The sequence below is a fragment of the Streptomyces klenkii genome, assembly GCF_003626645.1.
GTDB classification, from domain to species: domain Bacteria; phylum Actinomycetota; class Actinomycetes; order Streptomycetales; family Streptomycetaceae; genus Streptomyces; species Streptomyces klenkii.
The window spans coordinates 293,762-306,319 of record NZ_RBAM01000009.1 but is presented as its reverse complement, the minus strand read 5'-3'; the positions used below and the strand labels follow the sequence as shown (position 1 = coordinate 306,319).

Below are 12,558 nucleotides of genomic sequence, written 5' to 3'. Positions count from 1 at the left end.
TTTCCGGACAGCGGGGCCGATACCAGTGCTGGCGAGGGGTACCTGTACGGTTCCCACAACCCCGGGGCGGCTACGGCTTGGGCGGGCACTCCTTCCAGGCGATGCGGTAGACGGTGTTGATGGCGCCGTCGGTGGAGTCCATGGCCATGAAGCTGGTGGTCTTCGTGGGGTCGGAGGTGCCTGATGCGACGCTCAGCTCGGTGTTGATGTTGAAGTTGCGCCGCTCGCCGCAGGGCGCGTAGACGTACTGCGCGACCTCATTGGTGTCGGTCGCCTGCCAGCTGTCGTCCAGCGCGCCCTTGAACTGGTGGGACTTGATGGCGGTCTGCGATTGCCCCTGGAAGTAGTACGAGGCCTTCTGCTCGCCCGTGGCGCCGGGTTCGAGGTGGGCGTATCCGCGGTAGTCGACGCTCGCAATCGCGTAGGTGAATCCGTGCGGGACATGGACGATCAGATTCAATTGGCAGTTCTTGCGGGAATCGGTCGGTTTTGTTCCTCTTCCCACCTGGGCGAGGTACTCGCTGTAGGTGACGGTGAAGGCGGTGTTGTCCAGGGAGACGGCCACCGCGGCGGTGCCCGCGGGGCAGCCCGAACCATTCACCGTCGCGACTTCGATCACGATTTTGTCGGGTGGCACGGCGATCGCCGGGGCGGCCGCGTGCGCGGGCAGCACGGGGCCGCACAACGCCACCAGGGCGGCCGTACTACAGATGAGGGGAATTCTGGATCTGGGCATGGCGCTCCTATGGAGGATCGACGGACGACCGGATCCGGGTGGGGAATCAATTCCACAGGGCAATAAAGAAGTCAACAGCACCGATAACCGGGGAAAGGAGTTCCGGACACGGCGGTGCGGTGCCGGCATCGGTACGGTGTCGGCATGACGCGCGATGCGATCGTCGTGGGTGCCGGGGTCATCGGGCTGACCACCGCGGTGGTCCTGGCGGAGGCCGGGCGGCACGTGGAGGTGCGGAGCCGGGAGCGGCCCGCGGAGACCACCTCCGCCGTGGCCGGCGGCCTGTGGTGGCCGTACCGGATCGAGCCCCGGGAGGCGGTCACCGCCTGGGCCCTGGAGTCCTTCCGGCAGCTGTCCCGCCTCGCGGACCGGCCGGACGAGACGGGCGTCCGGCTCGTCGACGGCACGTACGCGTGCACGGAGCGGGAGGAGCGGGGCGGCTGGGCCGCGGGCGTTCCCGGGCTCCGTCCGGCCGCGGGCGGCGAGCTGCCCGCGGGCTACGGGCACGGCGTCCGCGCCCGTACGCCACTGGTGGACATGCCGGCATATCTCGGATATCTGGAGCGGCGGTTCGCCGCGGCGGGCGGCACCGTCGTCCACCGGGCCGTAGGGGACCTGGCCGAGGCGGGCCGCGCCGCGCCCCTCGTCGTCAACTGCACCGGCCTCGGCGCCCGCGACCTGGTCCCCGACCCGGCGGTGCACCCCGTGCAGGGGCAGGTCGTCGTCGTGGAGAACCCGGGTGTGAGCGAGTGGCTCGCCGCCGAGAACCGCGCGACCGGAGAGATCCTCAACGTCTTCCCGCAACCGTACGGGGTGGTCCTCGGCGGGACCGCGCGCGAGCACGTCTGGGACCGCACCCCCTCGCCCGGCACGGCCAGGGCGATCATCAGCCGCTGCGCCCGCGTGGACCCCCGGCTGGCCGGGGCCCGCGTCCTGGCCCACCGGGTGGGTCTGCGCCCGGCCCGCTCCCCCGCGCGGCTGGAGGCCGGCCGGCTGCCAGGCGGCGCACGGCTGGTCCACAACTACGGCCACGGCGGGGCGGGCGTGACGGTGTCGTGGGGCTGCGCGCTCGCCGCGGCCTGGCTCGCGGACGGGGACGGCTCCGGGGAGGGCCCCGTCAGTCCTGGGCGCGCTGAGTGACCGGGGCGTCCGTGCAGTCGCCCAGGAACTCGTACCAGCGGCGGCGCAGGCACACGTAGCGGGTATCCGCTTCGACCAGCCGCAGGAACGAGGTCACCGACTCCGCCAGGCGTGCGTGGAGCCCGCTGTCGGCGAGGTCCCCGTCACTGGTGAACCCCTCGTGCGCCTTGGCGAGGCTGAACATGTCGGGGTACACGCGCGTGCCCAGGTGTTCGAGCGGGACGCGCAGGGCCCACAGCCCGCGGTTGCCGCCGACCATGGAGGGCGACGCGGAGACCAGGAGGGCGTGCTTGTCCTTGAACGGCTGGGGGCGGACGCGGGAGACCCAGTCGATGGCGTTCTTCAGCACCCCGGGCATCGAGGCGTTGTACTCCGGGGCGGAGATGACCAGCGCCTGGCACGCGGACAGCCGCTCGCGCAGCGCGAGCGCCCCGGGCGGCACGCCCTCGGCGTCCTCGGTGTCGCCGTTGTAGAGCGGCATGGCGAACTCGTTCAGGTGGGCGTGGTCGACGTCCGCGCCCGCCTCGTCCCGGACCAGGCGGGCCACCAGGGAGGCCAGCCGGGCGTTCAGCGAGTCGGCGCGCAGGGACGCGCCGAGCACGAGCACCCGCATGGGGCCGGTGGCGGTCTCGGCGGCCATGTCAGGCCGCACTGTGCTGGGTGAGGGGGCGGGAGACCGCCGGGCCGTCGCCGGTGCCCCGGCCGCTGGGCCAGCGTTCGCGCGCCCGGTCCGCCAGCCACACCCCGGCCGGCCCCAGCGCGGTGATCAGTGCCATGCCGGCCCACACGCGCATGGCGAGCGAGGAGTGGCCCAGGAACACCGACGCCACCAGGCACACCCCGAACATGCAGGCCCACCACAGATGCGTGCGGAACGTCGCGGTGCAGTCCCCGGACGCCGACGCGCCCTTCGGGGTCACCACGAAGCCCGAGCGGCGGCGCAGCAGGGCCTGGCCCATGGCCCGCGCGTACAGGGGGGCGGACACCGCCGACATGACCATCCCGGCCACGCCCGAGGAGCCCTCCGGCTCGTGCGGGCTGACGTTGTGGCGGCGGTTGACGACGTACAGGCAGATCTGGAGGACGGCCGCGTCGCCGTAGAGCATCAGCCACACCTGCGAGGGCACGTTGATCCCCGTGGCTCCGAGGCCGAGGAAGAGGACGCAGGAGACGCCGCCGAGGACCCAGGTCATGGCGGCCATGGGGTAGTAGGCGACCAGCAGGCAGTAGTTCCACAGGCGGCCCGGGGACAGGGACCACACCGCGCGCCCGAACTGCCGCAGGAGGGTCTCGAACGTCCCGCGCGACCAGCGCAGCTGCTGGGAGAAGAAGTCCGTCCAGGACGAGGGGCCCTCGCCCACGGCCAGGACGTCGGGGGTGTAGACCGAGCGCCAGCGGCGGCCCGTCGCCGGGTTCTTGCGCCGGTGGATCTCCAGGCCCGTCGCCATGTCCTCGGTGATCGAGTCGTAGAAGCCGCCGATCTGCTGGAGGACGCTCACCCGCACGCAGTTGGACGTCCCCACGAACATCGGCGAGCCGTAGCGGTTGCCCGCGCGCTGCACCAGGGCGTGGAAGAGGAACTGCTGGCTCTCGGCGGCCTTGGTCACCCGGGCCGAGTAGTTCCCGTACACCTGGGGGCCCACCACGAAGGCCACGTCCGGATCGCGGAAGTAGCCCAGCATGCGCTCCAGGAAGTTCGGCAGGGGCACGTGGTCGGTGTCCACGCACGCCACGAAGTCGTAGCCGTGGCCGTGCGCGTCCAGCCAGGCGTTGTAGTTGCCGTGCTTCGTGCGGGCCCGGTACTTCCCCGACGGCCGGTTGTAGCGCGCCACGCCCTTCCGGGAGAAGTGCCGCACGCCCAGCCGCTTGCACAGCGCCCGCGCGCCCGGGTCGTCGCCCTCGTCCAGCAGCCACACGTCCACCAGGCCGTCGTAGCCGACCCGCACCGCGCCCTCCAGCGTCGCCGACACCATGGCGAGGGGCTCCTTGCCCGGCACGAACGTCGTGCAGAAGGCCACCCGCGCGCCGGGCTGCGCGCGCACCGGCACCGGGTCCCGCGCCACGCACGAGGCGTGGGCCACCGAGACCACGTTCACCACGCGGAACACCTCGACCAGCCCGACCGACGCGAGCATCACGGCGTCCACCGATCCCAGCCACCCGTCCCGCACCACCCAGTGCCCCGGCCACAGCAGCCACACCAGTACCCCCGCCGCCATCAGGGGCGCGAGCCCCACCAGCAGCCCCACCCACACCCCCGCGAAACCCGCCCGGCCCCGCAGCCCCTGGTACGCCACCCGGTAGGCCCCCGGCGGCAGGCGCTCCTCCATGGCCCCCGTCAGCCGGCTGAAGCCCTCGTAGTCGTAGTCGCCGCCCGGTGCCGCGCTCGTCAGGGGAGCCGCTGCGCCCCGCTCCCCCGCAGGCCCCGGTACGGCGCTCCCGCCGCCTGCGCCCGCACCTTCGCCGGCTTCCTCTTCGGCGACGACGCCGCGCCCCGACACCTGCACGCCACCCACCACCGCAACCACCGCCCATTCCCCACCGCCGGAACCACCACCAAAGGGGTTATTAGTCCGCAAAACGTAACAACGCACTGGAGCGATCATCCGAAGAATGCGGCCAACACACCTCTCCGTCACCCGCACGGCTCACAGCGCCCGTACGACCACATTCCGCCCCGCAACCACCGCGATCCGGCCAAAGGCGGGCCGTGGAGCGTGCCGTTCAGTTACCGGTGCGGGCCCCTGCCGGTTGTATGAGGCGCCGGACATCACCTCACGCGCCGAAGGACTCATCACACGGTGATCACCAACCGCACTGCCCCTCGACTCGCTGCCGTCGCGGCGCTCGCCGCCGCCCTGAGCGCCGGACCGGTGCAGAGCGCCCTGGCCGACGGCAGGGCCGGATCGCACCCCGTGTCCGCAGGCAAGACGGTCGCCGCAGCCGGAGCGGCCGAGCCGGACAAGGCGAACAAGGCGGACCGGTTCCGTGACGACAAGGGCGGCTGGAAGGGCGACGGCCTGTCCCTCAACGCCGCGGACAACAAGAAGGTCGACGAGTTCCTCGCCCGCGCCCGCTCCGCCGAGCAGACGGTCAGCCCCGAGATGCAGGCGGTGGCCCGCATCAGCCACGCCACCCTCATCGGCTTCGACCACCGGCTGAAGTCGCCGGACTCGCTCAAGCGCAAGGTCGCCACGGCCATGAAGGAGACCCCCGGGCAGACCGTGGACGCCACCCTCGCCAGGATCAGCGACTCCGTCCGCTACACCCTCCAGTGGCCGGACGGCAGCTACACCAACGGAGTGACGATCGCCTCCTCGGCCCTGTCCCTGTGGGGCAACGACAGCGTCAAGTGGGCCAACACCTGGGGTCGGAAGCACGGCTACAAGGCCATCAACGCGGCCTGGCGCGACCCGCATTCCCGGCACGTCTTCGAGGTGCAGTTCCACACCCCGTCGAGCAAGTGGGCCCAGGAGGCGACCCACAAGCTGTACGAGGAGCAGCGGCTGCCCACCACCTCGCCCGAGCGGGCCCGCGAGCTCCAGGAGCAGCAGAACGCCATCTTCGAGTCCGTGCCCGTCCCCGACGGCGCGGAGGACCTCACCCTGCCCGCGGCACCCGCGCAGGGCCGGCAGGAGCCCGCGCGGACGCTGCCCGCGCCGGTCGACCAGCCTGCCGCGGCCGCGTAGGGCGCTCCGTCGTACGGGTCCGCGGCCCGGGTGCGGGTGAAGCGGCCGGGCGGACGCCCGCCCGACTGGCCGTCCCGCCGCAGCCGGGGTGCAATTTTCCGGGAGGGCCGGAATAGCTGTCGTCCCTGCTTCGCCGGGTGCCCCCGCCTCCGCCAGCGTGGGCACCGGCGCGGGCGCTCCCGCCCGCCGCCGGCAGGGGCCGGGACCGGCCCGTCGCCCCGGACCGCCGCCCGAACACGACAGGAGCCGCCATGATCTTGATCGTCGTCAAGATGACCGTCCGCCCCGAGTACACCGACAAGTGGCTCGACCTCGTCGAGGACTTCACCCAGGCCACCCGGGACGAGCCGGGCAACCTGTTCTTCGAGTGGTCCCGCAGCGTCGACAACCCGAACCAGTTCGTCCTCGTGGAGGGCTTCGCCTCCCGCGAGGCCGGTGACGCGCACGTGAACTCCACGCACTTCAAGACCGCCATGGACGAGATGGCCGAGGCCATCGCCACCACGCCGCAGATCATCAGCACCGAGGCCCCCGGCAACGGCTGGTCCGCGATGGCGGAGCTCACGCCGCGCAACATCTGAGCCGCTGAGCGGCACCTTCCGGGGGCGGAGCGGCGCGGCCGTTCCGCCCCCGGGGCGTACCCCGGCCCGGACGGCGCAGGCCGGGCCGGGCCGGGCCGGGGTCAGTCGGCCCCGGCGGGGGCCGTCGTCACCAGGTCCCGGGCGAGGGCGACGCGGGAGATCGTCACCGCCCCGTACAGCACCAGGGCGGCGCCGGCGGCCTCGGGGAGGATCCACCAGCCGCTGCGGACCCGCTCCTCGTACAGGGTGATGCCCAGCGAGAGGCTCACCAGGGCGTCGCCGAGGGTGAGCGCGGGCTGGGAGGCGGTGAGCGGGCCGGACTGCATGGCGTTCTCCAGCAGGAAGAGGGCCAGGACGCCGACGGCGGCGAACCCGTACGTCTGCCAGGAGAGGAAGAAGGCGGTGGCGCCGCCGTCCTGCCAGGCGTGCGTCGCGTCCTTCATCAGGGCGGCGGTGAGGGCGTAGCCGACGGCGGCCGTGGTGCCGAAGCACGCGGCGCGCAGGCCGCCTTCGGGGTGGCGCAGGGCCGTGGCGGTCAGCACCCCGATGAGCGCGAGGCAGCAGACGAGGGCGAGCATCCAGCGGTCCGCGGGCGGCTCTCCGGTGCCGGGGGTGGGCGCGGCGGCGGCGAGGGCCAGGCCGAGTCCGGCCGCGATGCAGACGGCTCCGCGCCAGGCGGGCGAAGTGACCTTGCGGCCCAGCATGAGCCCGCCGAGCAGGAGGGCGAAGGGCAGTTCCAGCACGAAGACGGGCTGGACGACGGCCATGGCGCCCTGCGACAGGGCGAGCGCTTGCAGGCAGGCGGCGGCCATGACGGCGACCATGCCGCCGAGCCAGGCCCTGCGGCGCAGCAGTTGGGCGAAGAGGGAGAGGCGCAGGCCGGGGGCGAGGGGGACGGTACGGGCCGCGCGGCGCTGGAGGACGACCGCCAGGGCGTTGCTGACCGCGGCGAGCAGGGCGAAGAGGATCGCGGGGAAACTCCGCACGGTGCCGTTCCTTTCGGGCCCCACGGCCGGAATCGGGTATTCCTGGGCGGTGGATCCGGAATGCTCACTGCTATCTTCCGCCGGTCGCGGGCGAAAGCGGACCAGGCGCACCGATAGGAGCCCGCGGCACCCATGGCGGAGAATCGCTGGCCGTCCGCACGGAGAAGTGAGCGGACGTTGACAAGCGGGTGCGGCCCCGCAAGGGTTGGCCGGTGCAAGCGAAAGGCACGGGAATGCAGGCGAGTTGAACTCATCCCTTCTCCGCAGCAGGAGGAAATGTGTCCAAGCGCTCGTTGTTCGCCGCCCTGGCCCTCGTGGCCGCATCCGTTTCCGGTCTCGCGGCGGCACCCGCCGCACAGGCCTCCGGCACCGCTCAGGAATCGGCCTCCGCCGCACAATCCGGCGCCGCGGAGCTCCGCGGCAGACATCCCGAACTCGACGGCGCCCGGCTCAAGGGCGTGAACAGCCCGGCCGTCTATCTGATCCTCGACGGCAAACGCCGCTGGATCCCCAATCCGGCCACGTACAACAACCTGTTCCGCAACTGGAACGGAATTCAGTCCGTCGTCGACATCGGTGCCATTGACGACGGCGGGCAGCTGTCCGACGGCGCCATTCTCGCGAAGTCGCCCAGCGGGCCCGCGGTTTACCTCGTGAGCAACGGCATCAAGCGCTGGATCACCAGCCCGGCCGCGATGGACAAGTACTACTTCGACTGGAACAAGATCGTGAACGTCTCGCCCGTCGCCCTGAACGCGATCCCCACGGGCGCCTCCATCTCCTAGCGGCATCTCCCGGCGGCGCGTTCGCTGCTCCGTTCGAGGGGTCACCGTCCGCAGTGACGGCGGCCCCTCCCCGGCGGCCCCGGCCCCTCGGCTCCCCGGGACTCCCCTGCCGGCCCTCGGATCCCGGCTGCAACCACCGGCCGGTGCTATCAGTCTTACGTCATATGGGAACACTTAGCAGGAACAAGACGGTGCGCCCGGTCACGGCACGCCGGCTCGGGGTGCTGCTGGGCACGCTCGGGCTGACGGCGCCGCTGACGCTGGCGTGGAGCGGGCCGGCCGAGGCCGCCCCCGCCTGCACGAGCCGGACCGGGCCCTACCAGAAGGAGGCCGAGAAGTTCCTGGGCAGACCGGTGGACGGGCAGCAGTCGCCCGCCGACTGCAAGGCGATCCAGGACTTCCAGACCAGCCACCGCATCACGCCGAACATCGGCTTCGCGGGGCCCGTCACCTGGGCGGCGATGCAGGACGAGATCACCCGGCGGGATCCGAACGCCGCCGGGAAGTGCCCCGTGAACAAGGGCCGGATAGCCTGCGTCGACCTCACCCGCCAGATCAGCTGGATACAGGACGGCAGGTCCGTGCGGTTCGGCCCGGTGCCGGTGCGCACGGGGCGGGACGGCTACGAGACGCGGACCGGCCCGAAGAAGATCTACTGGCGGTCGATCGACCACTGGTCGACGATCTACAAGGTGCGGATGCCCTACGCGCAGTTCTTCGACGGCGGGCAGGCCTTCCACGCCATCGACGGCAGCGTCTGGTCCCCGCCCGGCTCGCACGGCTGTGTGAACATGCGCACCGGCGACGCCAAGGCGTACTGGTCCATGCTGGGCAACGGCGACAACGTCTTCGTCTACGGCCGCAAGCCCGGCACCTGAGCGGACCCGGAGGCCCACCCCTCTCCTCCGCGGTCCGGACGGCCCCCGCTCCCCGAGCGCGGGGGCCGTCCCCACGCCGCCGAACACTCATACGAGTGAAGGGGATTTGTTTCCTCTTCACGCACCGTGGAGTCTCCGATAGACATGCGTCAGGTCCCACGGATGGGTGGTCACGCATGGGTGGTCACGAATGACACCGAAGACGAGCACGTCCGCACGTTCCCTCGACGACTTCCTCACCGCCTCGGCCGCGCTGACCGGCTTCGGCGCCTTCGACCTCCACGGCACGGGCATGGCCGGCCTCTACCACCGCACCGCGCTGGAGCAGGTGGGCGGCCCGGCCGTCGGCCGCTTCCTCGACGCCCTCGACGCCGCCGGGGGCGATCCGGACGGCATCACCGACGAGACCGCCCGGGACATCGCCCGCGCCATCGCCCACATGTGGTACCTGGGCGTGTGGCCGCAGCTCGCCGCGCCCGTCCACACCGCGCTGGGCCGCGAGCGGGCCAACACCGCCTTCACCGTATCCCCCGAGGCCTACACCGAAGGCCTGGTGTGGCGCACCTTCGACGGCCACCCGGCGGGCGCCAAGCCCCCCGGCTTCGGCACCTGGGCCGATCCGCCGCCCGGCGCCCCGGCCGTCCCCCGCGCGGGCGAGCGGACTTCCGGTCTCCCCGGCCCGCGAGAGGCCGGCCCATGAGCCCGGCCCCGCGCCACGGCCGCGCGCGGTACGACGTGATCGTCGTCGGCGCCGGCCTGTCCGGCTCCCTCGTCGCCAAGGAGCTGGGGGACAAGGGCTGGCGCGTCCTCGTCCTGGAGGCCGGCACCGGCACCCTCGGCAGCTGGCCCGGCCACCTCGGCGCCCTGGACACCTACTACGCGGCCCTGGCCAAGGTGCCCAACTCCCCCTACCGGCCCAACGCCGCGGCCCCCTCCCCCGACGTCCTCGACCTCACCGGCCTGCCCTCCGGCGGCTACCGCTCCCACGGCTACTTTCTCCAGCAGGGCCCCCTGCCCTACGGCAGCGACTATCTGCGCGCCGGCGGCGGCACCGTCCTGCACTGGCTCGGCCTCACCCCGCGCATGCACCCGGAGGACTTCCGCACCCGCCGCACCTACGGCTACGGCCGGGACTGGCCCATCGGCTACGACGACCTGGAGCCCCACTACCGCGCCGCCGAACGGGCCCTCGGCGTCGCCGGCGACGCCGCCGAGCAGGCGGACGCCATCGGGCTGCCGTTCCCCGACGGCTACGTCTATCCGATGCGCGCGATCCCCCGCAGCTACGTGGACGACGTCTTCGCCTCCCGCCTCGACGGCGCCGCCGTCCGTGAGACGCCCGGCGCCCCCGCCACCACGCTGCGCGTCGTCGGCGTCCCGCACGCCCGCAACGGCACCCCCGACCCGCGCTACGACGGCGGCCGCGGCTACCGCCCGGTGGGCGCGGCGGGCCTGCCCAACTACGGGGAGCGCTGCGTGGGAAACGCCTCCTGCGTGCCCATCTGCCCCGTACAGGCCAAGTACACGCCGCTCAAGACGCAGGCCTCGTGGGACCGCCGCCGGGTCCGCCTCCTCACCCAGGCCGTCGTCAGCCGCGTCCTGGCCGACGGGACGGGCCGCGCGCTCGGCGTCGAGTACCTGGAGTACGAGGACCCGGCGGCCCCCGCCCCCACCACCCGTACGGCCGAGGCCGACATCGTCGTCCTCGCCGCCCACGCGATCGAGAACGCCCGGCTGCTCCTGGTCTCCGGGCTCGGCAACCACAGCGACCAGGTCGGGCGGAATCTGATGGACCACCCGGTCCTGCTCGGCTGGGGGCTCCTGGACCACCCGGTCGGACCATTCCGCGGGCCCGCGTCCACCGCGGGCCTGGAGTGCTTCCGCACCGGCCCCGCCCGGCGCTCCCGGTCCCCCTTCCGCATCGAGATCAGCAACTGGGGCTGGAGCTGGCCGGAGGGCTCGCCCGGCAGCGACGTGGCCCGCCTGCTGGGCATGGGGGCGGACCCCGCGCAGCCCCGCGGCAAGGGCCTGTTCGGGCCCCGGCTGCGGGCCGCGCTGGGCCGGGAGATCGGCCGGCAGGTCTCCGTGCAGTTCCTCATGGAGCAGGAGGCCGAGGAGCGCAACCGCGTCACCGTCGACCGGCGCCGGCCCGACCGGCTCGGCATTCCGCGCCCGGTCCTCACCTACGACCTCTCCGACCGGGTCAAGAGCGGCATGGCCGCTGCGAAGGCCGTCTCCGACCAGATCTTCCGCCTGCTGGACGCCGAGGACCGCACGGCGTACGGGCCGGGCCCGCTCTCCCCCGGCTGGTTCCGCTTCGAGGGCCGGGACTTCACCTTCAACGGCGCCGGGCACGGCGGCGGCACCCACGTCATGGGCGACGCGCCCGGCACGTCCGTGGTCGACTCCTGGCAGCGCTGCTGGGACCACCCCAACCTCTACGCCGTCGGCTGCGGCAGCATGCCCTCGATGGGCACCTCCAACCCCTCGCTGACCATGGCCGCCCTCGCCCTGCGCAGCAGCGAGCGCATCCACCGCGACCTGACGGCGGCTCACCGGCCCGCCGCCGTAGGCCCGCAGGAGGGACGCCCATGAGCACCGCACCGCCGCCGGACGCCCCCGCCGGGATCGCGGCGGAGCCGGCCCGGGTCGAGGAGCCGCCGTTCCGGGTCCCGCGCGACCGCGCCGACCTGCACGTCTTCCTGCAAGCCGCACTCACGCTCGAACACCTCACCATCCCGCCCTACCTGACGGCGATGTACACGCTGCGGCCCGGCACCAACCGGCCCGCCTTCTACGCGATCCGGGCCGTCGTGCTCGAAGAGATGCTGCACATGACCCTCGTCGCCAACCTCCTCAACGCGGTCGGCGGCACGCCCCTGGTGGCCCGCTCCCGGTTCGTCACCGGCTATCCGGCCCTGCTGCCCTACAGCCGCGACAAGGTGCCGGTGGCTCTGCGCCACTTCGGCACCGACGCGCTGGACACGTTCTTGTCCATCGAGCGGCCGGAGTACGTCGCGGAGCCGCCCGGCCACCCGTCCGTGGCCGGCGACACCGGCTGGACGTCCATCGGCCAGTTCTACAACACCATCCGCGCAGGCCTGGTCCGGCTGACCGCGGAGCTGGGCGAGGCCGGGCTCTTCAACGGCGACCGGCGGCGGCAGGCCGGCCCGGAGGACTTCTACAACTCGGGGGGCGAGGTCTTCCCCGTGACCGGCCTGGCCTCCGCGCTCACGGCCCTGCGGGTCATCACCGAGCAGGGCGAGGGCGTCAGCCACAGCGTCTTCGACTCCGACGACCTGCTCTTCGGCGAGGCCCGGGAGCCCGCGCACTACTTCCGGTTCAACGAGATCCGCCGCCGGCGCGCCTACGGCCCGCACGACACCCCGGCCTCCGGCCCGACGGGCCCCGCGATCGAGGTCAGCTGGGAGGACGCCTACGCCATCGACCCCGCGGCCAAGGTCGCCGACTATCCACCCGGGAGCGCCGTGCGGCGCGCCGCCGAGCACTTCAACGAGGCCTACGCCCGGCTGCTGTGCCTGCTGGAGAGGGCCTACACCCGGGATCCGGCGGCGCTCCACGCCGCGGTGCCGGCCATGCTGCGGCTGCGCGAGCTGTCCGTGCAGCTGTACCGCAACCCGCACCCCGACCCGGCCCGGCGCGCCCGGGGCCTGCACGCCTCCGCCACGTACGAGATCACCGAGGAGCTCCTCGGCCGGGTCCGGCGGAGCCTGCGGTGAAGGTGCGGAAAGGGGCGGGGCGC

12 protein-coding genes are annotated in these 12,558 nt (G+C 72.9%); 8 read left to right on the top strand and 4 right to left on the bottom strand.

Annotated features, from left to right (window positions below; translation table 11 throughout):
- Positions 1-70: 70 nt before the first annotated feature.
- The gene (locus D7231_RS23130; RefSeq protein WP_120757421.1) at positions 71-736 is read right to left on the bottom strand and encodes a DUF4360 domain-containing protein; all 666 of its coding nucleotides are present in this window, start codon (positions 734-736) and stop codon (positions 71-73) included.
- A gap of 144 nt (positions 737-880) precedes the next feature.
- Here D7231_RS23130 and D7231_RS23125 point away from each other — a divergent pair, with 144 nt between their 5' ends.
- Positions 881-1,876 (top strand): NAD(P)/FAD-dependent oxidoreductase, encoded by a 996-nt coding sequence (locus D7231_RS23125; protein ID WP_120757509.1) that lies wholly within the window; start codon positions 881-883, stop codon positions 1,874-1,876.
- On the opposite strand, the gene D7231_RS23120 is transcribed toward D7231_RS23125, so the two are convergent.
- On the bottom strand, positions 1,854-2,516 hold the full coding sequence (locus D7231_RS23120) for an NADPH-dependent FMN reductase (protein ID WP_228774149.1): 663 nt from the start codon (positions 2,514-2,516) through the stop codon (positions 1,854-1,856). The two genes, D7231_RS23125 and D7231_RS23120, sit on opposite strands and share 23 nt — an antisense overlap.
- Position 2,517: 1 nt before the next feature.
- Complete coding sequence (locus D7231_RS23115; RefSeq protein WP_391472260.1) at positions 2,518-4,404, bottom strand: glycosyltransferase family 2 protein; 1,887 nt, start codon at positions 4,402-4,404, stop codon at positions 2,518-2,520.
- Between the two features lie 273 nt (positions 4,405-4,677).
- Between D7231_RS23115 and D7231_RS23110 the strand changes: the two genes are divergently transcribed.
- Entirely contained in the window at positions 4,678-5,565 is an 888-nt protein-coding gene (locus D7231_RS23110) for an ATP nucleotide 3'-pyrophosphokinase (RefSeq protein ID WP_120757419.1), read from the top strand.
- A 251-nt stretch (positions 5,566-5,816) separates the two neighbouring features.
- Complete coding sequence (locus D7231_RS23105; RefSeq protein ID WP_120757418.1) at positions 5,817-6,146, top strand: putative quinol monooxygenase; 330 nt, start codon at positions 5,817-5,819, stop codon at positions 6,144-6,146.
- A gap of 101 nt (positions 6,147-6,247) precedes the next feature.
- Here the strand turns inward: D7231_RS23105 and D7231_RS23100 are convergent, their stop codons facing one another.
- Positions 6,248-7,132 carry a DMT family transporter gene (locus D7231_RS23100; protein WP_120757417.1) on the bottom strand — a complete coding sequence of 295 codons (885 nt, stop codon included), beginning with the start codon at positions 7,130-7,132 and terminating at the stop codon, positions 6,248-6,250.
- 278 nt (positions 7,133-7,410) lie between these two features.
- On the opposite strand from D7231_RS23100, the gene D7231_RS23095 reads away from it, so the two are divergent.
- The 5 genes from D7231_RS23095 (at position 7,411) to D7231_RS23075 (ending at position 12,535) form a co-directional block, all read left to right on the top strand.
- Positions 7,411-7,917, top strand: coding sequence for a hypothetical protein (locus D7231_RS23095; RefSeq protein WP_120757416.1), 507 nt, complete (start codon positions 7,411-7,413; stop codon positions 7,915-7,917).
- Between the two features lie 164 nt (positions 7,918-8,081).
- Positions 8,082-8,795, top strand: coding sequence for a L,D-transpeptidase family protein (locus D7231_RS23090; RefSeq protein WP_120757415.1), 714 nt, complete (start codon positions 8,082-8,084; stop codon positions 8,793-8,795).
- Positions 8,796-8,985: 190 nt separating this feature from the next.
- Positions 8,986-9,495, top strand: a complete 510-nt coding sequence (locus tag D7231_RS23085) for a hypothetical protein (protein WP_120757414.1) — start codon at positions 8,986-8,988, stop codon at positions 9,493-9,495.
- Positions 9,492-11,390: a GMC family oxidoreductase gene (locus tag D7231_RS23080; protein ID WP_120757413.1), complete on the top strand. Its 1,899-nt coding sequence runs from the start codon at positions 9,492-9,494 to the stop codon at positions 11,388-11,390. The genes D7231_RS23085 and D7231_RS23080 overlap by 4 nt, the downstream gene beginning before the upstream one ends.
- Positions 11,387-12,535: a ferritin-like domain-containing protein gene (locus tag D7231_RS23075; RefSeq protein ID WP_120757412.1), complete on the top strand. Its 1,149-nt coding sequence runs from the start codon at positions 11,387-11,389 to the stop codon at positions 12,533-12,535. Before D7231_RS23080 ends, D7231_RS23075 begins: the two co-directional genes overlap by 4 nt.
- Positions 12,536-12,558: the final 23 nt, after the last annotated feature.

Bases quoted from the DNA above. Each gene is read 5' to 3' on its own strand.
- D7231_RS23120 (WP_228774149.1), bottom strand. From the start codon at position 2,516: ATGGCCGCCGAGACCGCCACCGGCCCCATGCGGGTGCTCGTGCTCGGC.
- D7231_RS23090 (WP_120757415.1), top strand. From the start codon at position 8,082: ATGGGAACACTTAGCAGGAACAAGACGGTGCGCCCGGTCACGGCACGC.
- D7231_RS23085 (WP_120757414.1), top strand. From the start codon at position 8,986: ATGACACCGAAGACGAGCACGTCCGCACGTTCCCTCGACGACTTCCTC.
- D7231_RS23080 (WP_120757413.1), top strand. From the start codon at position 9,492: ATGAGCCCGGCCCCGCGCCACGGCCGCGCGCGGTACGACGTGATCGTC.
- D7231_RS23125 (WP_120757509.1), top strand. From the start codon at position 881: ATGACGCGCGATGCGATCGTCGTGGGTGCCGGGGTCATCGGGCTGACC.
- D7231_RS23105 (WP_120757418.1), top strand. From the start codon at position 5,817: ATGATCTTGATCGTCGTCAAGATGACCGTCCGCCCCGAGTACACCGAC.
- D7231_RS23130 (WP_120757421.1), bottom strand. From the start codon at position 736: ATGCCCAGATCCAGAATTCCCCTCATCTGTAGTACGGCCGCCCTGGTG.
- D7231_RS23075 (WP_120757412.1), top strand. From the start codon at position 11,387: ATGAGCACCGCACCGCCGCCGGACGCCCCCGCCGGGATCGCGGCGGAG.